The sequence below is a fragment of the Nitrospirota bacterium genome (assembly GCA_040757335.1).
Classification (GTDB): domain Bacteria; phylum Nitrospirota; class Nitrospiria; order 2-01-FULL-66-17; family 2-01-FULL-66-17; genus JBFLXB01.
Genome location: JBFLXB010000010.1, coordinates 61,941 through 83,824 on the forward strand (window position 1 = coordinate 61,941; position 21,884 = coordinate 83,824).

Below are 21,884 nucleotides of genomic sequence, written 5' to 3' on the forward strand. Positions count from 1 at the left end.
TCACCAGACGCCGGAAGCCCGGCGCACGTCCTGCGACAGCGGACCGCTAAATCCGGCGCTGGAACTGGTGGTCGTCGGAAACGAGCACCGGGAACGGCGAACCCGACACCCACCGCAACTCGCTGTCCATCGTGTCGTAGACGAAATCTTTCCCGTCGAACTCTAGGATTTTGGGAATGGGCAGCGTTCGGGGCGTGGGACAGGGCTTTCCCACGTGGTTGGTGAACTCTTCGGGAAAGTGTTTCAGGATGCTGCGAACGATGATCGACTCGGCGTTGATCAAGAAGCAGCGGCCCTTACCGGGCATCCGTTCGGTGATTTCCCACGCCTCGACCATGTCGTCTTCGACCCCGGTGCCTTGCTCCATCTTCAGGATCAGGCGCGTGATCTCTTTGGTGCTCCAGTTGCAGGAAAAACACTGGCCGCAGCTTTCATTGGAGAAGAACCGCGAGAAGTTGTACGCCACGTGGACCATGCACGCCGTGTCGTCGTACACGATGACACAACCTGAACCGAGCCCCGAGTCCACCTTTTTCAGTGAGTCGAAATCCAGGGGCGTGTCGAACTTGTCGGGTGTCAGCAACCCGCAGGAGGGGCCGCCCGGGAACACCGCCTTGAACTTCCGCCCCGGTTTCGGCCCACCCGCGGTCTGGAGAAGTTGCGCCATGGTGGTGCCCATCGGGAGTTCGTAAAAGCCCGGTTTGGCGACGTCGCCGGACACGGTCCAGATGAAGTTGCCGGGGCTTCGCGGCGGCCCGATGGCCTTAAACCAGTCCGCTCCGTTTCGCATGATGTGGGCGACATGGGACAAGGTCTCGACGTTGTTGACCACCACGGGAGAGGCGATGCCCCCGCCGGAGAACGGCAGCCCCCATTCAAAGGGTTTGACCTGTCGGGGCATCGCGGCGTTCCCCATGATCGATTCCAACATGGCCGTCTCTTCGCCGTACAGGTACGTGGCTGGGCCGATCGAGAGCTCGACCTGGACTCCCCGACCGGAGTTGAGCACGTTCGGCCCCAGATAACCTTTCATTTCGCACTCGGCAATGGCCTCGCTCAGTCGCTTGATCTGGGGGTGAAAAATCTCCTTGAGGCAGATAAACGCCTTGTCCGCGCCGATGGTCAGCGACGCGATCGCCACGCCTTCAATCAACTGGTAGGGGTTGAGAAAGATCAGAGGGCGGTCTTTGTAAGTCCCCGGTTCGCCCTCGGCTCCGTTGCAGGCAAGGTACTTCTTGCCGTCCGGCGACTCCTTCTGCCGGGTGCCGGCCCACTTGATCCCGGTGGGAAATCCGGCTCCCCCGCGCCCGCGCAGACCGGACTTCTTGATTTCGTCGATCACCGCTTCCGGGGACATGGAAAGGGCGCGTTCAAGCCCCTTCCATCCGCCGGTTTTTGCATACTCTTCAGCGGAGGTGATGGGTTTCTCGGGTAACAGATATCCGGGCACCGGGGCCTCCTCGTGATCGGCGCGGCCGACAAAGTCGGCACGCCGTCGATTGCACCAGACCATACCTTAGCCGCGTCAGACTCAAGCCCAGCAGGGTTCGGCAGACAGCGGAAGGCGCATAGGATAATGGAGATGTTGGGTGGAAGTCAATCAGGGATTACACCTCGATCCGAGGGGCGCAGCTCCTCCCTCGTTCAAGAGCCACGGCGTCGTCTTGCAGCGTCAGCCCGTAGGTCTGAGCATCAGGGGTCAGAGGGTGTCGCTCCAAGATCAGGGTGGTGCGCCCGTCGTCCCACATCTCCACTTCGCCCCCGGGGGTGGGGAGGTGAAAGCCCGATCCGTATTTGCGTACCGCCATGGCCACGAACTCCTCCCACGAGGTGCGGGTGGAATAGGCCGCAGAATAGGTGACTTCGATGCGTGAGAGGCGGTCCTGGGCAAAGGCCACGATGACCCCCTCGAGGTCGTTGGGCATGTGGGTGATCGCAAAAACCCGTTCACCCGCTTCTCCCTGAATCTCCGCAGTCGGGGTCGTCGCGATGAATGTTTCGATCGGCATGCCGAGTTGGAGCGAGAGAAAACCGCGATAGATGGGAGCGGCGCGAGCGGTGGACTCGGGCGTGGCGAGCCAGGCACCGATGCTCCACGCGACCAGCAGGCCCACGGCCCGCACCCGACGTGACCTCGTCATGAAAATAATATAGGGCACACGACGTGAGGATGGCAAACGAAAACCCGGAAGCGGATCGTGTGATCCTGACGCGGCTCCGGCGTCCGCGCTTCCGGGTTCGGTGGCGCTGGGGCCTACGTCCCAGCTTCGCCGAAGAAAGGGGCGTGGCTTAGGACGCCGCCACCTCACTCGCCGTAGGGTTGGTACTGCCCACTGGACCACCTCCTTTCTTCGGCGCGATACCGCGGCCCTCGGGCCCAGACCCGGGGCTCCCACGCCCCGGACCGCCGTTGTCCGGTTGGTGGGACGCCTCCCCCTGTGGGAGACTCGGGGAGGAGTGACTCCCCTCGCGCACAAAACTATATCACAGCGTCCGAGGTGAGCGCGATCGAATTTTTCCCGCTGCATCCTCCGCGTCCGTCCCTCGGCGAGGCTGCTTTTGCCTCGGCGCTTGTGCGATAATAGCCCACGTTTCGATTTGAATCGGAGGGATGGGAGTGACGAAGCCGAGGACCATGGTCGAAAAAATCTGGGACGCGCACGTGGTGCACGAAGAGCCCGGCCAGCCGTCCGTGATCTACATCGACCGCCACTTGATTCACGAAGTGACCTCGCCGCAGGCGTTCGACGGGCTGCGTATGGCCAAGCGGCGCGTGCGACGGCCGGATTTGACGTTTGCGACCATGGACCACAACGTCCCGACCACGGATCGGTCCCTGCCGGTTGCCGACCAGATCTCCGCGCTTCAGATGCAGACGCTGGCCAAGAATTGCCGGGAGTTCGGCGTCACGCTGTTCGATCTGAACAGTCCCGACCAAGGCATCGTCCACGTGATCGGCCCGGAACTGGGGCTGACGCTGCCCGGCCTCACGATCGTCTGCGGGGACAGCCACACGTCCACGCACGGCGCGTTCGGCGCATTGGCCTTCGGCATCGGCACCAGCGAGGTCGAACACGTGTTGGCCACCCAGTGCCTGCTGCAAGACAAACCCAAGACCTTCCTGATCGAGGTCAACGGCCGGCGACCGTATGGCGTCGAAGCCAAGGACGTGATCCTGTCCATCATCGGGAGGATCGGCACCGACGGCGGCACCGGGACCGTGGTGGAATACGCGGGCGACACAATCCGCGCCCTCTCGATGGAGGAGCGGATGACGGTCTGCAACATGTCGATCGAAGCCGGGGCGCGGGCGGGCCTGATCGCGCCGGACGAGAAGACCTTCGCCTACCTCAAAGGCCGACGTTACGTCCCCAAGGACTTCGACGCGGGCATAGTGCGGTGGAAGCAACTGCCGTCGGATCCGGGTGCAGCCTTTGACCGGTCGTTGCGGCTGGACGCCACGGTCCTCACGCCCCAGGTCACCTGGGGCACGAACCCCGGACAGGTGGTGGGCGTCGACGGCCGCGTGCCCGATCCCGGCCAGTTCGCGGACCCCAACGCGCGCAAGGCGGCCGAGCGGGCGTTGGAGTACATGGGGCTTCGCGGCGGCATGCCCATCACCGAGATTGGCGTGGACCGCGTGTTTATCGGTTCGTGCACCAACTCGCGGATCGAAGACCTGCGCCGGGTGGCGCGGTTTGTCGATGGTCGGCGCGTCTCGTCCAAGGTCTACGCCATGGTGGTGCCTGGGTCGCAGGCGATCAAGCACCGCGCCGAGGAGGAGGGGCTGGATCGCATCTTCCAGGCAGCCGGATTCGATTGGCGCGAATCGGGTTGCTCCATGTGCCTGGGAATGAACCCCGACACGCTCAACCCCGGCGAGCGCTGCGCCTCGACGTCGAACCGCAACTTCGAGGGCCGACAGGGCAAGGGCGGGCGGACGCACCTGGTGAGCCCTCTGATGGCGGCCGCAGCGGCGCTGGAGGGTCGCTTCGTGGACATCCGCCAATACGACGTCAAGGAGAACTGACCGTGGAACCGTTTCGCACGCTCGATGGGCTGGTCACGGTGCTCGACCTGCCCAACGTGGACACCGACCAGATCATTCCCAAACAGTTCCTCAAGCGCATCGAGCGAACCGGGTTCGGACAGTTTCTCTTCTATGATTGGCGATTTCTCGACAGCGGGCGACCCAACCCCGATTTTGAGATGAACGCCGACCGCTACCGGGGGGCGTCGATTCTCCTAACACGCGCGAACTTCGGGTGCGGCTCTTCCCGGGAACACGCGCCCTGGGCGCTGTTGGATTACGGGTTGCGTTGCCTGATTGCGCCGTCGTTTGCCGACATCTTCTATAACAACTGTTTCAAGAACGGGATCCTCCCGATCCGCCTCAGCGAAGACCAGGTCGAGGCGCTCTTCCAACGCGTCCGCGCCACGCCGGGGTATCGCCTGCGGGTGGATCTCGATAAGAAGGCGGTGGCGTCGTCGGACGGCCTCCACTACCCGTTCGAGGTCGACACGTTCCGCCGGCACTGTCTGCTCAACGGCCTCGATGATATTGGACTGACGCTGCAACACGAGGATAAAATCAAACGTTTCGAACAGCGCCACGCAATGGCGTGAGCGGGTAGTGCGGGCTTCCGGGGATTCTCATGTCCTTGGTGGCTATGACCTAAAATCAGGAGATCTTGAATGGCGGGAAACGCGAAAGCACGGTTTGAAAAACGTCAGAAAGAGATGAAGCGGCAAAAGAAGCACCAGGAGAAGGCCGCGAGGCAGTTGGCCCGTAAAGAGGAAAAAGCGAAAAGCCTGTCGGGAATAGCGCCTGGTGAGGACCCGGATCTGGCGGGCCTTGTTCCCGGGCCGAATCAGCCGGTTCCGGAAGAAGCGGCCGATATCGGGAGTCCTTCGAGACGCTGAGCGGACCGATCCGCGTCTCGCATCTTCCTCCCACCACCGGCTAGGAACACCCCGGGCCGCGAACTTCCTTGGCTGCGGTGCCTGGTGGAATCAGGCCGGCCCTGAAAGCCGCGGGGTCGGTCCGGTACTGGTCGATCAGGTCCCGCACCTGTTGCAAGCAGTCGTCTCGCGTGCAGAGACGATATCCATAGATCCCCAGCGGGGCGATCAGCTTCAGATAGTAGTAGTTGCCCGCGTCGTACTGTGTCGAGCAGTTGCTGGGCTTGTTTGCGACCTTGAGGAATTCGTCGAAGGTTTCCGCGAATTGCTCCAGAACGGGCTCGCTGTGCAGGTCCGGCGGAATCTCGCGGAAACGTTTGATCAAATCAAACACGGTCATGCGCTCATCTCCGGCACCGATGTCGTGACGCCGATTATATAGCCCCGAACCCCCGCCAGCAAGCTCGCGTGAGGCCTGGTGTCGGGTTCTTGGTTGGGGCATAATGAAAGCCTCTTTCCGCGGAGCGCCCCATGTCGTTCCGTTCCAGGGAGCGACGCCATACGCTGATGGGTCTGTTCGTCATCTGGACCGGGATGGCGGGGGTCTTCCTGTGTCTGGCCGGGGTTCTCATTCTCGGCTGGCAGGTCTACGTGTTCGTCAAGTTCGGGACGTGGCTCTCCAAGCCGTTGCTCGGGTTGGTGTTGGACTTTGTCGACCTGAATACCTCCTGGTTGGTGCATCCGAAATCGTATGCCGCGGCTCACGTCGTCTTGACCGGGGTCCTCGGGTTCATCCCGGTCTCGGTGTTTCTCATCGTCGCGGGCCTGTCGCTGATCACTGCGGCTCACGCGGTGGGCGGACGCCCGCCCGCGAAGCGGCATTGGGAGGAAGCCGGTCGTGAACCGATCTCTTCGGACGAGTGGTTCGGGAGGAACTGAATCGTGTCGGTCCCAAGGTGGACCCGAAGGCGCAGATCCCGTCGGACCGGGGCGCCGCAACCGGTGACGTCGAAGGCCGCCCGGTGGTCGGTGATCGCGGCACTGCTGGCGGCGACGCTTGCGGGGACCGACCGCGTGCAGGCCGAACCGGTCAAGCTCGGCAAAGGGCTGTTTCTTATCGCCGAACCATCGCTCCGCGACCCCAACTTTCGTGAAACGGTCATCTTGATCACGCACCATAATGCCACGGGCACGATGGGCGTCGTCATCAACCGCCCCACGACCACTCCATTGTCACACCTGTTGGAGGATCATGAAGATCTCGCGGAGCTGGCGGACACGCTTCACCTCGGCGGGCCGGTGGATCGGGGCGTCCTGTTGTTGCTCGTGCGTTCGTTGGCCAGGCCGGACCACGCCGATCATGTGTTCGACCACGTGTACTTCAGTCAGTCCTTGGACGTCCTGATCGACGCGTTAAAGAGCCACGATCCCAACACCGCGGTTCGGCTGTTCTCGGGTTACGCGGGATGGGCGCCCGGACAGCTTGCCGACGAAATCACGCGCGGAAGTTGGCGGGTGGTCCCGGCGGATCCGACGGTTGTCTTCGATCGCGACGCCGATGTGATTTGGAGGGAAATGATCCGGAGGACGTCAGAGCAATATATCTGATTCCGGGGCGTCAGGACGAGGCGTTGCCCTCGGACTTGGACGACGGCGGGGACGACCCGCCGCCTCCGTCTGATTTCTTCTCGGGGGTGCTGGTGGCAGCCGGCGCGCTCGACGGTTTGCTCTCCTCAGCCTTCTTGTCGGCCGGCGCGTCGTCGGTCTTGCTCTTGCCTTTCGCCGAGTAATCCGTGATGTACCAGCCGGAGCCCTTGAACTGGAGCGCGGGCGGGGCGATCAGTCTCTTCACGACGCCTTTGCACTTGGGACATTCCGCCAGCGGGGCGTCGCTGACCTTCTGGATCAACTCGACGCGGTGGTGACACGTCTGACATTCGTATTCGTAAATCGGCACGCAGACCTCCTTAATGCAGCTTCGACAACGCGGCTTTCATCCGATCGAGCCCTGTCCGGATCTTATCCAACGACGTGGCATACGACAAGCGGATGTGGCCGTCGGCCCCGAACCCCGCGCCAGCCACCACCGCCACTCTTGCTTCATCGAGCAGATAGGTGGCGAGATCATCGGAGTTTTTGATCGTCGTTGATCCGGTCTGTTTGCCGTAATACCACGCGACGTGCGGAAACGCGTAAAACGCGCCTTGGGGCCGAAAACACGTGACGCCCGGCATCGCGGACAGACGCTGGATCATCTCGGCGCGACGGGCGGCGAACTCGTCCACCATGCGGTCGATCGACGCCCGTGAACCGCGCAGCGCCGCCACCGCGGCTTTTTGAGAAATCGACGCGGGGTTGGACGTGCTCTGGCTCTGCATGGTCGCCACCGCGGTCATCAGCGCGGCGGGGCCCGCGGCGTACCCGATCCGCCACCCCGTCATCGCGTAGGTCTTCGACACGCCGTCCACCACGACCGTGTTGGCCTGCATCTCCGGCGAGAGCGAGGCGATACTGATGTGCCGAAATCCGTCATACACGATCTGGCCGTAGATCTCGTCCGAGATCACGACCAACCGGTGGCGCAACGCCACCTCCGCGATGCGCTCGAGGTGCGTTTTGGCGTACCCCGCGCCGGTGGGATTGGACGGGGAGTTGAGGATCAGCGCCTTGGTTCGCGGCGTGATCGCGGCTTCCAGGCGTTGGGGATCGAGGATAAACCCGTTGTCCGCGCTGGTGGGCACGAACACCGGGCTCGCATCGTTGAGTAACACTTGGTCCGGATACGACACCCAGTAGGGCGCGGGGATGATCACCTCGTCTCCGGCCTCGAACAGGGCCTGCGCCAGATTATAGAGCGTGTGTTTGGCTCCGCACGACACCACGATTTGGTTCGACTGATACTGCAGCCCCCGGTCAGCCTCCAGTCGCGCGACGATCGCTTGCTTGAGTTCGTCGGTTCCTGCCGGCGGCGTGTATTTCGTAAACCCCGCGCGGATCGCCGCGATGGCGGCCTCTTTGACGGGCTCGGGCGTGTCGAAATCCGGCTCACCCACGCCGAAATCGATCACGTCGATGCCTTGCGCCGCCATGGCCTTGGCGCGGGCGGCCATGGCCATGGTGGGGGAGGGTTGGATGCGGCCGACCCGCTTCGCCAGCTTCATCGGCGCCCGCCGAATTTTTCGCGCAGCCGGCTGGCGACCAGGGGAGGAACCAGACTGTCCACGTTCCCTCCGTAACTCGCCACGTTTTTGATGATCGTCGAGGTCAAGAACGAATATTCCACGCTCGGCATGAGGAACAAGGTCTCCACGGTCTGATCGAGGCTGCGGTTCATCATCGCCATCTGCAGCTCGTATTCAAAATCGGACACCGCGCGCAGCCCTCGGATAATGGCGTGGGCGTCCTTCTGTCGGAGGTAGTCGACCAGCAGACCATCGAACGCCTCCACCGTGACCCGGTCCATCCCGTCGGTCGCGACAATCGCCATCTCCAATCGGTCCTTGATGTCGAACAACGGCGCCTTCTGAGGGTTCGCCGACACCGCGAGAATGACCGTGTCGAACACGCTCAGGCTGCGGCGAACAATGTCCAGGTGGCCGTTCGTAATGGGGTCGAACGTGCCCGGGCACACACCGATGCGCGTCATGCCGGCGCCTCCCGCTCGAAGAGGGACAAGGCCGTGTCGCCATACCGGTAGGTTTTGACGAACGCGACCGGCGTCTCGGGCGGCGGGAGCTGGACTCCATAAGCGTGTTCGACCACCAGATATCCGCCCTTGGCCAGACCAAGCCCCGCGACGAACGGCCTGAGGAGACGGAGCGCTTCCTGGCGGCGGTAAGGAGGATCCGCGAAGATCAGCTCTGCGGTCTCTTCGGGGTGCGCCTTCAAATGACGAATCAAGCCTGCCACGCCGCGACCACTCCACACCGTGGCCTCGTGTGAGGCCACGCCGCACGCGGCCAGGTTGGCCTCCAGGCTCGCGCGAGCCGCGGGGTCGTCTTCGACGAACAGGGCGTGCGCCGCGCCGCGGCTCAACGCCTCGAGACCCACGCTGCCCGTACCCGCGAACAGGTCCATGACCTTCGCCCTTTCGACCCGTGATCCCAGGATGTTGAACAAGGCGCTTCTCACCATGTCCGACGTGGGGCGTACGTCGTAGCCCTTCGGCACCCGCAAGCGCCGGCCCTTGAAGCGGCCCGCGATCACGCGCATCGCAGTGCCGGCCCCGTTCGTCGGGCCGGGTACCTTAGCACGCGCTCAAAACACGGGTCAACCCTGGGAGCCTGTCCATAAACGGTCATCTGCGGCGTTGCCGCTGCGCATCCGCTCCTCACGTACGCCCTGAGTACGCTCCGGTGCGGTGCTCGCGGCGCCTTGCATCTGACACGTTTCTGAACAGGCTCCCACCGCGGAGCGGTGGGGCCGGAATCGAATGTTGTCATTGGCGAACTAATTCTAACTTACTGAGGCCTTTCCACGTGCCGAACCAGCGCACGCCGCGCGCGTCGAACGCCATGGAAAACACGTTGTTGTCGAGCAGGCCGTCGCGCGTGGTGTAGGTCCGCCAACGGTCGTCGCGGTACCAACTCGCGCCGCCGTCGGTCCCGGCCCACAACACGCCGTCCCGGTCGACTCCCAACGCGTGGATATAGTTGCCGCCCAACCCGTCCGCCTTGGTAAACGTCGTCCACCGCTTGCCGTCGAAGCGACTCAACCCCGCGCCCCACGTGCCGAACCACTTCGCGCCGGTGCCGTCGATCGCGATCGCCAGCACGTAGTTGGGGTTCGCCTGACCGGTCCCCTTGTACTCAGCGGTGTGGTGAGGGCTGGGCGGCTCGCCGGCGGTCTTGGACGGCAGCGTGCTCGGGTCGGCGCCGAGACCGTCGCGATGCGTGTACGTGGTCCACCGGGTGCCGTCGAACCGATTCACCCCCCCCTCGGTGCCCAGCCAGAGGGCGCCGTCGCCGTCCACCGCGATGGCGTAGACCCACTTGTCCACCAGGCCGTCCTCAACGGTATAGGTTTCGAACTCGCAGGGCCGGACGCCGGGCGACGTGTGATCGCCGCGCCCCGGGCTCAACGGAAAGCAGTCGCGCCCCACGATGCGGCTTAAGCCTTTCCAGGTCGCGACCCATGCGCCGCCGCGGGTGTCGAACGCCACATCATACACCCACAGGTCGCCGAGACCGCGGCCGGGCGTATACCGGGTCCACTGCTCGCCGTACGTGACGACGCGGCCGGCGCCATACGGCGTGAACGTGAACCAACTCGCCCCGTCGAACACCGAGAGCCCCCCGCCGTAAGTGCCGATCCAGACGCGGTCGCGCGAGTCCACACGAACCGCGTACACGCCGTTGCTGAGCAACCCGCCGCTGGTGCGGGCCGCGGTATAGATCTCGTGGGTATCGTGTGTTTCGGCGTCGTAGCGGATGACGCCGTTCGACAACCCGAGCCAGAGATACCGTCCGTTGATGGCGATGGATTTCACGTTCGCCCCGGTTTCGAAGTTCGTCCATTTGCCGGTCGGAGGGGTGCGGGGAACCGGCGAACAGGAGGACAGCGTGGCGAGCGCGAGCAGGCCCGACGCGAGCCACGCGATGACAAGGCGATGGTCGTGAATGTCGTGAGGCGTCAACGGAAACGTGTCTCGCGTGACGGTTCGGTGGTGGACTCGTTGACAATGCGCGATTCGGATTGCTATAGTCTACGCGGTTTTTTGAGGCATCGCAACGCGCCGCGCGCCGCGTGGCGGCGCGGAGAATCCCACGGGCGGATAGCTCAATTGGGAGAGCGCTGCCCTTACAAGGCAGAGGTCAGGCGTTCGATCCGCCTTCCGCCTATGCCGTCGACAACCGAGCGGTCAGCCCACGGGTGATCGCTCACGGAGAGCCGGAGAGCGGTCGTCTCGGTGCTCGTTGTGAGCCATGGTCCGTGGGCTGTGAGCTGGTTCTTATGTGCGGGGCCGTAGTTCAGTTGGTTAGAACGCCGGCCTGTCACGCCGGAGGTCACGGGTTCGAGCCCCGCCGGCCCCGCCATACCTCGCTTGCGGAGCGCAATGCAGGCGCGACTCCCCGCGCCGAGGCTGCGAGAGGTCATTGAAATTCGCAGTGCTCCCTATCGACCTAACTCAACACGCGGCGGCTTCTTCCCTCCCTAGTCCGAGGCTGCGAACAGAGTTGATACCCTCGCTTCAGGCGCTATCATGTGTCGTGTCAGCGGGTCATAGATTCCGGGAGGATTGCAAGTGACTTCTTCATCGATCGATCTCGCCGACCTTGTGATGTCCGCCAGTCCCGTGAGCCAAGCGGTGCTCGTGGTGCTGCTGCTTTTCTCGATCTTCTCGTGGGCGGTGATCCTCTATAAATGGCGACTGTTTCGCACGGTCCGGATTCAGGATCGTCGATTTTTGGCCGTGTACGAAGCCTTGGACGACCCCACCGAGGTTCGGCGCCGCAGCGCGACGATCGTGCGGAGCCCCATGGCCGAGTTGTTCGCCGAGGCGCACCGGACCGCGTTGAGCCATGAGGGGAGTGAAGCGAACGCGGGAGGTCGGGGCAACGGAGGCGTCCGTCGCTTGGAGCGTGCCCTGAGGCAGATCTCCGAACGGCAGTTGCTGCAGGAGGAAGAGTACCTGTCTTCGCTCGCCACCGTCGGCAACGTGTCGCCCTTTGTGGGGCTATTCGGCACGGTGCTCGGCATCATCCAGGCCTTTCAGACCATCGGGCGGACGGGTACCGCGAGCATCGCGGCCGTGGCTCCGGGGGTGGCCGAGGCGTTGGTGGCGACCGCGGCCGGTCTGCTCGCCGCCATCCCGGCCGTGATCGCCTACAATTATTTTCTGACGCAGATACGACGCCATGCCACCAACCTCGACGTGTTTCGACAGGACCTCATCGGATTGGTCGAGTCGCGGGTTCCGGGTACGTCGGTTCTTTCAGAGACCTCTCGTCGGGTGTGACCCATGCTGAGCGATCGACGACGCACCGACCCGGGACGTCCACTGGCCGAGATCAACGTCGTACCGCTGGTGGACGTGGTCCTGGTCTTGTTGATTATCTTTATGATCACGGCGCCGCTGATGTTGCGTGGGATCGACATCGACCTGCCCAAATCCTCGGTCAACACGATCAAGCCGGAGGACCGAATCGTGGTCACGGTGGCGCGCGATCGCGCCGTGTACTTGGACAAGGAACGGGTGGCGCGGGTCATGCTTGATGGGAGACTGAGCAAACTGGCCCGAGAGAAACCCGACGTCACGTTGTACCTGCGGGCCGACCGCGACGTCCCGTACGGTGCGGTGGTCGAGGTGATGGACGCGGTCAAGCGCGCGGGGATCGATCGGCTGGGGATGGTCACGCAGCCGGTGACCGGCTCCGAGCCATAGGGGAGCCTGTCCATGAGCGGCCATCTGCGGCGTTGTGATTCAAAAGGTGTCCCGGCCGCCTCACCGTCTCGGCGGCGCTCGTGGCTAGGCGCCACTTCTTCGTGGCGCCACTCGCCCCACGTACGACCCAGTACGCTGCGGTGCGGGGTCCTCGCTGCTTCGCCATCTGAGCGGAATGGTGCATTACATTCCGCGCCTGCCGGCGCGGTGCAGATTCCGCCTTGCATCTGGCGCGCTCCTGAACAGGCTCGGATCGCAGGGCGATCCGACAGGGACTCTCGTTACTGATGCGATCTCAGACGAAACATACTGTTCCGTCACATCGAACGCGGTTTCGTCCAATGGTCGTCCTGTCGGCGACGCTGCACGTGGTGTTTGCGGTGGCGCTTGTGTGGGGGCCGTCGTGGATCAAGCCGCGCCAGATCGCGCCGGCGTATGAAGTCCAACTCGTCAGTCTCCCGGTTGACGAGGTGCCGAAACCAAAGCCTGAGCGGGCTCCGGCGCGTCCCGAGCCGCGCAAGCCGCCCCCTCCGCCGGTCAAACCCAAGCCCGCACCGGTCAAGAAGGCCGCTCCGCCGCCCGTTGAGAAAGCCAAACCAAGCGTCAAACCCGCTCCCGCGGACATCCCCGAGGAGCCTGAGGAAGCGCCGGAGCCCGATCCGCCGACCCCCGAACCTCCGGCGCCGGTTGCCAAGGCGACGGAACCCGCTGAGCCCGGAATCCAACTCGTCACCCCGTTGATGGAAGCCGTCGCGCTCAAGTACCCCTACTACATGAATGCGCTGAAGCGGAAGATCAACGAGAACTGGTCGCCGCCGGGCGCAGGGTTTGCCGAAGCGCGCGAAGTGCTCGTGGTGTTCATCATCCTCCGGGACGGCAGTGTCCGCGGCGCCGAGGTGGAGCAGAGCTCGGGCGACGTGTTTTACGACCAGGCGGCGCTGCGTTCGGTGCTGCGGGCCACGCCCTTTCCGCCGCTTCCCGATGGATACCCCGGTCAGGACATGAAAATCCACTTCAGTTTCCTCCTTGATCCCGATCGAATGTCGTGACGGATTGATTTCCGGCCGGATCGTCATAGCAGCAGGCCTCGCCATGGTTGTCGTCACGGCGGTTTTTCTGGCAATGCCTGACCGCGGGAGAGGGACCGAGGTCTATTTGGGCCTCTCCCGCTCCGCGGGCGCAAAAATTCCGGTAGCCGTGCTCGGCGTGGAGGCCTCCGCCGGCTCGGGCGAAGACGCCGCGACGCTTCGTTCGGTGATCGAGTCGGATCTTCGTCGATCGCTGCTGTTCGACGTCATATCGTTACCCCCGCAGAGCGTGTCCGGTGCCCCGGATGCGGCGCGCATCAAGGAAGTGGCTGCCGCCGGAGCGGACGTCGTGGTGTGGGGGCGGCTGACCCGGGAACGCGACGGCGGACTGTTGTGGGAAGGCAAGGGGTACGACGGGGGCAGCGGGTCGGCGGTGACGGAAAAGGCCTACCGCGGCAGGGACCGGACATTCCTGCGGTCCATGGCGCACAAGTTTTCCGACGCGCTGGTCTCCTCCTTCACGGGTGAGACGGGCATTGCTCAGACGCGGATCGCGTTCGTGTCGGATCGAACCGGGAAGAAGGAACTGTACGTGATGGATTACGACGGGGCGAACGTGATCCAGATCACGCGTGACCGCAGCATCGCGATGGCGCCGCAGTGGAGTCCGGACGGCACGTCGATCACGTTCGTCTCCTTCCGTGACGGGCCGCCGGGGCTTCATTCGTACATCCCCGTCAGCGGTCGCCGGTGGCCGTTGCTCAAGCTTCCAGGCACCACGATGTCGCCAGCATGGTCTCCGAAGGGTGACCGCCTCGCCCTATCGTCGAGTCAGACCGGCGACCCGGAGCTCTATGTCGCGAACGCCGATGGCAAGAATCTCCAACGGATCACGTTCGCACGTGGTGCGGACCTCTCGGCCTCGTGGTCTCCCAATGGACAACAGATTGCGTTTACCTCGGATCGGGGTGGGTCGCCACAGATCTACCTGATGAACGCGGACGGCAGCGACCAGCGCCGCCTCACGTTCGAGGGCGCGCACAACACCACTCCGGCGTTCTCACCGAAAGGCGATTGGATCGCGTATACGTGCCGGGTCGACAGCGGCGATCAGGTTTGCCTCATCAGCCCCGACGGGACGCGACAGGCCCAAGTGACCACTGCGCCGGGAGGCAACGACACCCCGTTCTGGGCTCCGGGCGGTCGGCACCTGGTGTTTTCGTCCAGCCGCGCAGGCGACTCCCGCCTGTACGTGATCGGCGTCGACGGCACGGGCGAGGAAGTGTTGACGTCGGGGTCCGGGAACGATCAGATGCCGGCGTGGTCGCCGTCCCCGTAGAAAGCGCGTCGGGGGGAAGGAGCTCGCGAGTGAGTCGGACGCGTCGGGACCTGGACGCCAAGCTCGGGAAAAAATGGCTGTCGAGCAACGCCGTGCGGGAGGGGCTGTTGACCAGTCTGATTCTGACCCTCCAAGAAGCCGGTCAGACCGATGATGTCGAAGGTCGTGTCGATCGCGCGGCTCAAGACGCCTTCAAGCAATACCAAGCGGACGAGGAGTACGCGCCGCCCGCGACCATCCGAACCGTCCTCGCGGATATCGAGACGCGGCTCGGCCTTGATAGAGTACCCGTGGACCTGGTGAGGCGACACCGCGAGGTGTGCGCCGCGCTGTTGGCAAAAATCGACCAGCAGAGCGGCTACCGGTAACGTTGATCGCCCGGACGTCGCGACGCTACGAAGTCTCATCCGCCCTTCGCACGGGAGAAGGTTCAGAACGCGAACGCCCACTGGGCGCCATATTCCTGGTGGGAATCCAGCCCGTCCTCGGTGACGAATCGACCTTCGAACTTTAGGACCGAGTGGTCTCCCAACCGAGTCCTGACCCCGACGGTTTCGATCCGTTGATCGATTGCCCCCAGGGTCAGCATGTACGGATCAGCGGCCGCTTCGTCGATGGACATCTGTTCGTATCTGGCGTAGGGAGTGACGACCCCGGCGAACTCACGGCCGATCTGTACATAGGAGAAATAGTGCGTCGCGGTATCGGCCGCCAATTCGTCCTTGTCCCGGACCACGAAATACTCTGCGAGAATCTCCAATGGTCCCTCGGTACGGGTGATGTCGGCGCCGACAATGGTCTGGGCGACCTCCAGCGCTGGCGCGGGGGCGGGCGGGACGACCAGGGAACCCTGGTTGATCACCTGGCTACTGAACGCGCTGGCTCCCACCGCCCAGCCGGCGAGGGCGCTTGGGGCCCACGCGATACGAACGCCGACCGCCTTGTTCTTGTTCGGGTCGGCTTCGGCATTCGGGTCGAGCACGTTGGTGCCCTCTTCGTCCGTGATCGAAGAACCGTTGCCCACCAAGATGTGATAGGAGAGTTCTCCGGACGGGAAGAACCTCCGTCCGGTCAGCGCCAGCCCGACCGTATGGAGGGGAAGGAGTCCGCCATCGTCCTCGAACTCCAGGAAGACGGGGCGCTCGATCGTGGTGTATAAGAACGTCCCGTGGTGGTAGGCCGTGTTCCAGTAGCCGAGTGCGGTGTGAAACCGCCCGGCCTGCACCTTCAGGACGTCGGAAAACGTATAGCCGATCTGCAACCGCTCCACGTCCACGATGCCCGACTCGAACGCGAACTCCGCGAGCATGTTCACGCGTGGGCCGAGAGACTCCGCCAGGAAAAAGTCAATCGGGCCGACGACGAATGCGCCGTTATTCTCCTCAGGGGTGGCGTCGTTATGGAGGTCGTGTCGATACGAGATGTCTGCGAAGCCGTGAAAGTCCAGTGCAAGTGCCGACGGACTCGCCGTGAGATACCAGGCCAGTGCGATCACTAGCGGGTGCGAGATGAGCGCTCGCCGGCGTGTCATCTGAGGGTCTGGTGAATCACGTGACCACTAGCTATACCACAGGAGTGTGCGTTGTCAACGACGGCTGAGTTCGAGGAGGGTTTCGACGTGAGCGGTCTGGGGAAAGAAGTCGAAGCTCTGGAGTCGCGTCACGCGGTATCCGGCATCGGCCAAGCGTCGCGCGTCGCGAGCCAGTGTCGCCGGCTCACAGGACACGTACAGCAGGCGCGGGGCGTCAAGCGCCAGCACCCGTGCGAGCGCGCGACGGCTGAGCCCGGCGCGCGGAGGGTCCAAGACCGCCACCTCGGGTCGCAGATCATCGGCGGTCGGCGTCCACGCCTCCACGCGACGGCCCACCACCCGAACGCGCCGCCCGGTCGCACGCGCGTTCCAACGGGCGTCGTCTGCGGCGGTGGGTGACGATTCCACGGCGGTGACGCGGCTGGTGGCCGCGAGCGGAAGGCTGATGTTCCCGAACCCCGCGTAGAGGTCCACCACGCGTCCACCGCCTTGCAACGCGGCCCACGCCACGACCGTGCCGACCAGGGAGGCGTTCGCGCCGGCGTTGACCTGCAAAAACGTCCGGTCGCTCACCCGGCAGACCAGGCCGCTGATCCGCTCCTCGAGCCAATCTCCGCCATCGATTCGGCGTCCCCGCGGCGTGTACGCGACCAGTCCGCGAAGCCGAATCTGTGCCCGCAACGTTCGCGCCAGGGCCGGCAACGTCCCAATTTGCAGCGAGTCGAGGTGCAACACGATCACACACTCGTCGGAGGCCGACGTTGTTTGAAGTTCCACCTCCCGCACATTCGCCAGCCGGACGTCGGAGCCGGCTACGAGCTCGCGCAGCACGGTGAGAGCGGCTTGAAGTCTCGGGTGCAACACCAGGCACGTGGGCGCGGAGACGACGTCATGGCTTCTGGCCGCAAAGTAGCCGATGGCCGGAGGGCGTCCGCTCCGAGCGATCTTCAACTGAGCGCGAAGGCGGTAACCAAACGGTTCAGGCGAGGGGACGACCGGCGGGACATCGATGTCGAGGCCGCCGAGCCGTTGTAGCGTCTCCCGGACGATGTCGCGCTTGAGGGCCAACTGGGCGTCGTAGGCCGCGTGTTGGAGTTGGCAGCCGCCGCACGCGGGAAAGGAGGGGCATGGAGCCTCCACGCGTTGCGCCGAGGACGTGACCACCTGCTCGAGGGCAGCGTCGGCATAGCCCTTACGCACCGCGGTGACGCGCGCGGCGATGTGTTCGCCGTTGAGAGCGCCGGCCACGAAGACGGGAGCCCCGTCCCATCGGCCCATCCCTCGTCCCCCGTGAACGACCTTCTCGATCATGAGCGGGACAAGGTCGCCGACCGCTGTCATGTGTCTTCGCCGTGCTCCGGCCGCAGCGCAATACCCAGCATCTTGATCTTGCGGTGGAGGTGGCTGCGTTCGAGCCCCAGCGCCTCGGCGGTTTTGCTCACGTTGAACTCGTGGGTTCGCAGTGATCGGGTAATGAACTCGCGCTCAAACGCGGCGCGCGCGTCACGCAGCGAGCCGCCGACCGCGGGCATGGACGCGGCCGAATGGTCCGAGCCGACGGAGCCGCCCCATGACGACGCGAGGTCGTCCGGGCCGATCACCGATCCCGGCACCATGATCAGCAGGCGCTCGATGGTGTTGCGCAGCTCGCGCACGTTGCCCGGCCACCGGTAGCGGGTGAGGGCGGCCAGCGCCTCGGGGTGGAGGCTCTTCGGCGCGAGGCCCTGATCGGCCGCGATCTCGCGGAGGAAGTGCGCGGCCAACGCCGGGATGTCCTCGCGGCGTTCCCGGAGCGGGGGCACCGTGAGCGGGATGACGTTCAAGCGGTAGAAGAGGTCCTCGCGAAACGTGCCGCGCGTGATAGCGGCGGCGAGGTCCTTGTTGGAGGCGCTGATGACGCGCACGTCCACCTCCAATGTCTTGCCCCCACCGACCCGGGTGAAGCGCTGTTCCTGGAGGGCGCGGAGGACCTTGGCTTGAGTGGGGAGGCTCATGTCGCCCACCTCGTCCAGAAACAACGTGCCGCGGTCCGCTTCTTCGAACTTGCCGCGCTTCATCGCGGTCGCGCCGGTAAACGCCCCGCGTTCGTGGCCGAACAGCTCGCTCTCGATCAGCGTGTCCGGAATCGCGGCGCAGTTGACGTCCACGAAGGGTCCACCCGCCCGCGGGCTGTTGGCGTGAATCAGGCGCGCGACGACCTCTTTGCCGGTGCCGTTTTCACCGGAAATCAACACGCGGCTGTGAGAGGCGGCGGCCGACGCGATCTGGGCCTTGAGCCGAGTCATGGCCGGGCTGTCGCCGATCAAGGCCAATTGCCGCGTAATGGTGGCCTTGAGGCGCCGGTTTTCTTCGCTGAGCCGCTTGGTCTCCAGCGCGTGTTTGACCAGCAGCAAGACCTTGTCGAGCGACAGGGGCTTTTCGATGTAGTCGTAGGCCCCAAGTTTGATCGCTTTGATCGCGGTCTCGATCGTGCCGTGGCCCGACATCATAATGACCGGAACCTGGGGAGCGGCCTCGCGGATCTGGCGAAGAGTCTCCAGCCCGTCCTGTTCCGGCATCCAGATGTCGAGCAGGACCGCGGACGGCGGCTCCTTGACGAGCTCTTTGACCGCGGAACCGCCGTCGGCCGTGGCGGTGACCCGGTATCCCTCATCACCCAGGATCGCGGACAGCGCCTGCAAAATGGCCTGTTCGTCGTCGACAATGAGGATGGTATCCGCCATCGTCAGCTCCTAGGTTGCGGCTGGGACGCGCGCTGGCCGCGCATCCGGCGCCACCGGCAGTTCCACCACGAACGATGTCCCGTGCGGTTGCCGATCCGCTACGCGGATATACCCGTTGTGGTCCGACACGATACGCTGCACGATCGCCAGCCCGAGCCCGGTGCCGGTTTTCTTCTTCGAGAAATAGGGCAAGAACAGTTTGTCGCGGTCGTCCGGGTGAATGCCGGGGCCGTCGTCCGCCACCTCGATCCGGATGCGGGGCGGGTGGGGGGAGAGCGAGGTGACGACCCACACCTCCCCGCGTTTGTTGACGGCTTCGACGGCGTTTTCCACCAGGTTGGTGAACACGCGCTTCATCTGGTTGCGATCGACAAACGCGGGCGGCAGCGCGGCGTCGAACCGCGCGTGGACGCGGACGTCGCGATAGGCCGCTTGGTACAACTGGATGACTTCCCTGAGCACGTCGTGCAGGTCGAGCAGTTCCGGCTGCGGCACCGGCATACGGGCGAAACTGGAAAACTCGTCGACCATCGTCTTGAGGCTCGTGACCTCATTGATGATCGCGGTGGTGGCGTCGTCCACCACCGCGATCAAATCGGGCGCCTGTTCCACGGCTTTCTTGCGCAGGCGCTGGGCGGAGAGTTGGATGGGCGTGAGCGGGTTCTTGATCTCGTGCGCGATACGCTGCGCCACCTCCTGCCACGCCGCGGCCTTTTGGGCCTTGATCAGGTCCGAGAGGTCGTCGAAGACCATGACCAGCCCGAGATCTTGTTCCGGGCGTCCAAGTCGCGACACGATGACCCTCAGCGACAGCGGGTGTCCCTGGGCCTGGACCTGAAGTTCGCGTTCAAGCACGTCATCCACGGCCGAGGCGGGGTCCAACAGGTCGGCGACGGCGTCGAGCGCACGCGCTTCGAACAGCTCGCGCGGCGAGCGGCCCAGCGCGTCCGCGGCGGCAACGCCCAGGATGCGCTCCGCGGCCTGATTGAAGATCGTGACCCGACCGCGGCCATCCACGGACACGACCCCGGTGCCGATCGTCTCCAGAATGGTCTCCATGTAAGTCCGCCGAGACTGGAGTTCCGCGTTGGAGCTGGTGAGCGACTGGGCCGCGCGCTCCACCTGCTCCTTGCTCGCTTTGAGGTCTCGAGTCATGGTGTTGAAGGAATCGACCAGGACGCGTAACTCGTCGCTGGCCTCCACGTCGATCGTGAAGTCCAAATTGCCCTGCGCCACCGCCTGGGTGCCCTCGGCCAGCCGTTGGATCGGTACCGTGACGCCGCGAGCCACGTAGTAACCGAACCACGTCGCGGAGAAGATGATCAGCAACGTGATGATCAGGAACGACAGGATGTACCCGCCTTTGATCGGGTTCTTGAACGTCTTGAGTTGGTTGTAATCTTCGTAGGTCTTGCTGATGCCTTCGAGTTGGGCGACCAGTTCCTGCGGGATCACGCTCTCGATCACCACGGTGCCGAGCGCGGTCCCGTCCTGACCCACCACCGGGACCGCTCCCCAGATCACGTCGCCGTGCTCGGCCGACCGCACCACGCTGCGCTCGGCGCGCGCGCCCAAGACTCCCTCCGGTGGGGCGTCGAAGGGCGGTTGCGCGCCCGGGGCCACCGCCCGTACGGCCCCGTCTTTCAAGGCCGTCGCCCCGCCCGGACGGGCTCCCGGCGGGAGGAACCAGATCGAACGTCGGTGGGCACCGGCGGCCTCGGCGCTCAGAAACGCGGTCAACTCGCGTTGGCCATTGGAATGCCCCCACCTCTGGCGCACGATTTCCCGGGCGATCGCCCCTCCGTGGGTGAAGATCCCGGCCTCGTGTTCTCGGTACACGGTCTGGGCCACTCCAAGCGCGCTGGTCAATGACCGTTCGACCTGGACGCCGAACCAACTTTCCACCGCGGAGGTCAACAATCCGCCGGCCACCACGAACAGCAGTAACGACGGGATCAGGGACAAACCGACGAAGGCCACGGTGATCTTGGTGCGGAACCCCGTTCCCAGGCGGCGGTGCCGGCGCTCGAAAAACAGCTTGATCAGGTTGCGCGAGAGCAGCAGCGTCAGGAGAATGACCAGGATGAAATTGACGTTGACCAGGGTCAAGACCAGGATGTTGTTGGAAAACGGCGAGGGCGCTGCCAGACCCTTGTAGTAGAGCGTGGTCGCGGAGATCGACAGGAAGATCAAGATCAGCGTCAGCCAGAGGGCCCGCAGGCCTCTCTTGGACCAGCGGCGCGATGAGGGATTAGCAGCCATCGGCCCCACTCGTCGGGGTGCGGCGTTGCCGCCCACGCGTCACCTTACCCTTCCAGACGTCAGGGACCATCGGGCGCCCGGAATGTGGCGGAGTCGCGCCACTCGGTGTCGATTTCGAGGAACGGGATGAAAAACAAAAAATAATCCAGGTAGAGGGGGAGTTGCGGCGCCTTCATTTCCGCCTTGACGCTCACCAGATATTTCTTTCCGCGTTTCAGATGGTGGACGTCCGCGACCGGGACGTGATTCACGCGGGAGACCAGGTCGCGTGCCGACTTGAAGTCCGGGACAATGGTCTGGGTCACGCCCGACGGCAATCGGCTGGTCACCACGTATTCCCGTTTGAGGAGGTCGTATTTGATGCTGTATTTGACGGTAACCGCCGCGATCTCTTCGTCGAACCAGACGCGCTGGCGCTGCTTCAAAACAAGATAATAGTATAAGTCTTTTGCCAATCCCTGGCGAAGGTCGTCATCGAGATGGGAGCTCAATCCCGGGTTGAGCACCGCCGAAACGTAGATGCGGCCGTCCTGCTGCTTGACCGACAGTTGGTCGATGCTTTCATCCGCGCCGTGCGCCGACGGGGAAATCGCGAGAAAAACGAGCGCGATCGCCAGCCAACGGACGACGTCCGTCCGGCGGGGTCCTACCGCGGTGGCGGACCCGCGCCGCCCACGCGTGTTCTCGATGCGCGGCGCGGTAGCTGGGCTCATGG

23 protein-coding genes and 2 tRNA genes are annotated in these 21,884 nt (G+C 64.2%); 12 read left to right on the forward strand and 13 right to left on the reverse strand.

Going from position 1 to position 21,884, the window contains the following annotated elements:
- Positions 1-46 precede the first annotated feature (46 nt).
- Both AB1451_07470 and AB1451_07475 read right to left on the reverse strand, forming a co-directional pair.
- Positions 47-1,450 carry an NADH-ubiquinone oxidoreductase-F iron-sulfur binding region domain-containing protein gene (locus tag AB1451_07470; GenBank protein ID MEW6682750.1) on the reverse strand — a complete coding sequence of 468 codons (1,404 nt, stop codon included), beginning with the start codon at positions 1,448-1,450 and terminating at the stop codon, positions 47-49.
- A gap of 157 nt (positions 1,451-1,607) precedes the next feature.
- The gene (locus tag AB1451_07475; protein ID MEW6682751.1) at positions 1,608-2,141 is read right to left on the reverse strand and encodes a hypothetical protein; all 534 of its coding nucleotides are present in this window, start codon (positions 2,139-2,141) and stop codon (positions 1,608-1,610) included.
- Between the two features lie 494 nt (positions 2,142-2,635).
- On the opposite strand from AB1451_07475, the gene leuC reads away from it, so the two are divergent.
- The 3 genes from leuC (at position 2,636) to AB1451_07490 (ending at position 4,923) form a co-directional block, all read left to right on the forward strand.
- Positions 2,636-4,030 carry a 3-isopropylmalate dehydratase large subunit gene (leuC, locus tag AB1451_07480; protein ID MEW6682752.1) on the forward strand — a complete coding sequence of 465 codons (1,395 nt, stop codon included), beginning with the start codon at positions 2,636-2,638 and terminating at the stop codon, positions 4,028-4,030.
- A 2-nt stretch (positions 4,031-4,032) separates the two neighbouring features.
- Positions 4,033-4,626, forward strand: a complete 594-nt coding sequence (gene leuD, locus AB1451_07485) for a 3-isopropylmalate dehydratase small subunit (GenBank protein ID MEW6682753.1) — start codon at positions 4,033-4,035, stop codon at positions 4,624-4,626.
- 69 nt (positions 4,627-4,695) lie between these two features.
- Positions 4,696-4,923 (forward strand): hypothetical protein, encoded by a 228-nt coding sequence (locus AB1451_07490; GenBank protein ID MEW6682754.1) that lies wholly within the window; start codon positions 4,696-4,698, stop codon positions 4,921-4,923.
- A gap of 40 nt (positions 4,924-4,963) precedes the next feature.
- On the opposite strand, the gene AB1451_07495 is transcribed toward AB1451_07490, so the two are convergent.
- Entirely contained in the window at positions 4,964-5,302 is a 339-nt protein-coding gene (locus tag AB1451_07495; protein MEW6682755.1) for a hypothetical protein, read from the reverse strand.
- A gap of 131 nt (positions 5,303-5,433) precedes the next feature.
- Between AB1451_07495 and AB1451_07500 the strand changes: the two genes are divergently transcribed.
- On the forward strand, positions 5,434-5,841 hold the full coding sequence (locus AB1451_07500) for a hypothetical protein (protein MEW6682756.1): 408 nt from the start codon (positions 5,434-5,436) through the stop codon (positions 5,839-5,841).
- A 63-nt stretch (positions 5,842-5,904) separates the two neighbouring features.
- Positions 5,905-6,510 carry a YqgE/AlgH family protein gene (locus AB1451_07505; protein MEW6682757.1) on the forward strand — a complete coding sequence of 202 codons (606 nt, stop codon included), beginning with the start codon at positions 5,905-5,907 and terminating at the stop codon, positions 6,508-6,510.
- Positions 6,511-6,520: 10 nt separating this feature from the next.
- On the opposite strand, the gene AB1451_07510 is transcribed toward AB1451_07505, so the two are convergent.
- The 5 genes from AB1451_07510 to AB1451_07530 all read right to left on the reverse strand — a co-directional run bounded on the left by AB1451_07510 (position 6,521) and on the right by AB1451_07530 (position 10,537).
- Entirely contained in the window at positions 6,521-6,859 is a 339-nt protein-coding gene (locus tag AB1451_07510; protein MEW6682758.1) for an FmdB family zinc ribbon protein, read from the reverse strand.
- 10 nt (positions 6,860-6,869) lie between these two features.
- Positions 6,870-8,063 (reverse strand): pyridoxal phosphate-dependent aminotransferase, encoded by a 1,194-nt coding sequence (locus AB1451_07515; protein MEW6682759.1) that lies wholly within the window; start codon positions 8,061-8,063, stop codon positions 6,870-6,872.
- On the reverse strand, positions 8,060-8,548 hold the full coding sequence (gene coaD / locus AB1451_07520) for a pantetheine-phosphate adenylyltransferase (GenBank protein MEW6682760.1): 489 nt from the start codon (positions 8,546-8,548) through the stop codon (positions 8,060-8,062). Before coaD ends, AB1451_07515 begins: the two co-directional genes overlap by 4 nt.
- Positions 8,545-9,114 carry a 16S rRNA (guanine(966)-N(2))-methyltransferase RsmD gene (gene rsmD, locus AB1451_07525; GenBank protein ID MEW6682761.1) on the reverse strand — a complete coding sequence of 190 codons (570 nt, stop codon included), beginning with the start codon at positions 9,112-9,114 and terminating at the stop codon, positions 8,545-8,547. The genes coaD and rsmD overlap by 4 nt, the downstream gene beginning before the upstream one ends.
- Positions 9,115-9,340: 226 nt before the next feature.
- Positions 9,341-10,537, reverse strand: coding sequence for a two-component regulator propeller domain-containing protein (locus AB1451_07530; GenBank protein ID MEW6682762.1), 1,197 nt, complete (start codon positions 10,535-10,537; stop codon positions 9,341-9,343).
- Positions 10,538-10,669: 132 nt separating this feature from the next.
- Between AB1451_07530 and AB1451_07535 the strand changes: the two genes are divergently transcribed.
- From AB1451_07535 to AB1451_07565, 7 genes are all read left to right on the forward strand, one after another.
- Positions 10,670-10,742: transfer RNA gene (locus AB1451_07535), tRNA-Val, on the forward strand.
- A gap of 118 nt (positions 10,743-10,860) precedes the next feature.
- Positions 10,861-10,937 (forward strand) — tRNA-Asp (locus tag AB1451_07540).
- 209 nt (positions 10,938-11,146) lie between these two features.
- Positions 11,147-11,860, forward strand: a complete 714-nt coding sequence (locus AB1451_07545) for a MotA/TolQ/ExbB proton channel family protein (protein ID MEW6682763.1) — start codon at positions 11,147-11,149, stop codon at positions 11,858-11,860.
- Positions 11,861-11,863: 3 nt separating this feature from the next.
- Positions 11,864-12,286 carry a biopolymer transporter ExbD gene (locus tag AB1451_07550; protein MEW6682764.1) on the forward strand — a complete coding sequence of 141 codons (423 nt, stop codon included), beginning with the start codon at positions 11,864-11,866 and terminating at the stop codon, positions 12,284-12,286.
- 341 nt (positions 12,287-12,627) lie between these two features.
- Positions 12,628-13,335 (forward strand): TonB family protein, encoded by a 708-nt coding sequence (locus AB1451_07555; GenBank protein ID MEW6682765.1) that lies wholly within the window; start codon positions 12,628-12,630, stop codon positions 13,333-13,335.
- 43 nt (positions 13,336-13,378) lie between these two features.
- On the forward strand, positions 13,379-14,653 hold the full coding sequence (gene tolB / locus AB1451_07560) for a Tol-Pal system beta propeller repeat protein TolB (protein MEW6682766.1): 1,275 nt from the start codon (positions 13,379-13,381) through the stop codon (positions 14,651-14,653).
- A gap of 29 nt (positions 14,654-14,682) precedes the next feature.
- Positions 14,683-15,021 carry a hypothetical protein gene (locus AB1451_07565; protein ID MEW6682767.1) on the forward strand — a complete coding sequence of 113 codons (339 nt, stop codon included), beginning with the start codon at positions 14,683-14,685 and terminating at the stop codon, positions 15,019-15,021.
- Positions 15,022-15,083: 62 nt separating this feature from the next.
- Here the strand turns inward: AB1451_07565 and AB1451_07570 are convergent, their stop codons facing one another.
- The 5 genes from AB1451_07570 to AB1451_07590 are packed head-to-tail and all read right to left on the reverse strand — an operon-like array spanning position 15,084 to position 21,882.
- Positions 15,084-16,184 carry a hypothetical protein gene (locus AB1451_07570; protein ID MEW6682768.1) on the reverse strand — a complete coding sequence of 367 codons (1,101 nt, stop codon included), beginning with the start codon at positions 16,182-16,184 and terminating at the stop codon, positions 15,084-15,086.
- Positions 16,185-16,238: 54 nt separating this feature from the next.
- Complete coding sequence (gene rlmD / locus AB1451_07575) at positions 16,239-17,525, reverse strand: 23S rRNA (uracil(1939)-C(5))-methyltransferase RlmD (GenBank protein ID MEW6682769.1); 1,287 nt, start codon at positions 17,523-17,525, stop codon at positions 16,239-16,241.
- Positions 17,522-18,907 carry a sigma-54 dependent transcriptional regulator gene (locus AB1451_07580; protein MEW6682770.1) on the reverse strand — a complete coding sequence of 462 codons (1,386 nt, stop codon included), beginning with the start codon at positions 18,905-18,907 and terminating at the stop codon, positions 17,522-17,524. Before AB1451_07580 ends, rlmD begins: the two co-directional genes overlap by 4 nt.
- A 9-nt stretch (positions 18,908-18,916) precedes the next feature.
- Entirely contained in the window at positions 18,917-21,169 is a 2,253-nt protein-coding gene (locus tag AB1451_07585; protein MEW6682771.1) for an ATP-binding protein, read from the reverse strand.
- A 59-nt stretch (positions 21,170-21,228) separates the two neighbouring features.
- On the reverse strand, positions 21,229-21,882 hold the full coding sequence (locus tag AB1451_07590; GenBank protein MEW6682772.1) for a DUF4390 domain-containing protein: 654 nt from the start codon (positions 21,880-21,882) through the stop codon (positions 21,229-21,231).
- Between the last annotated feature and the right edge of the window lie 2 nt (positions 21,883-21,884).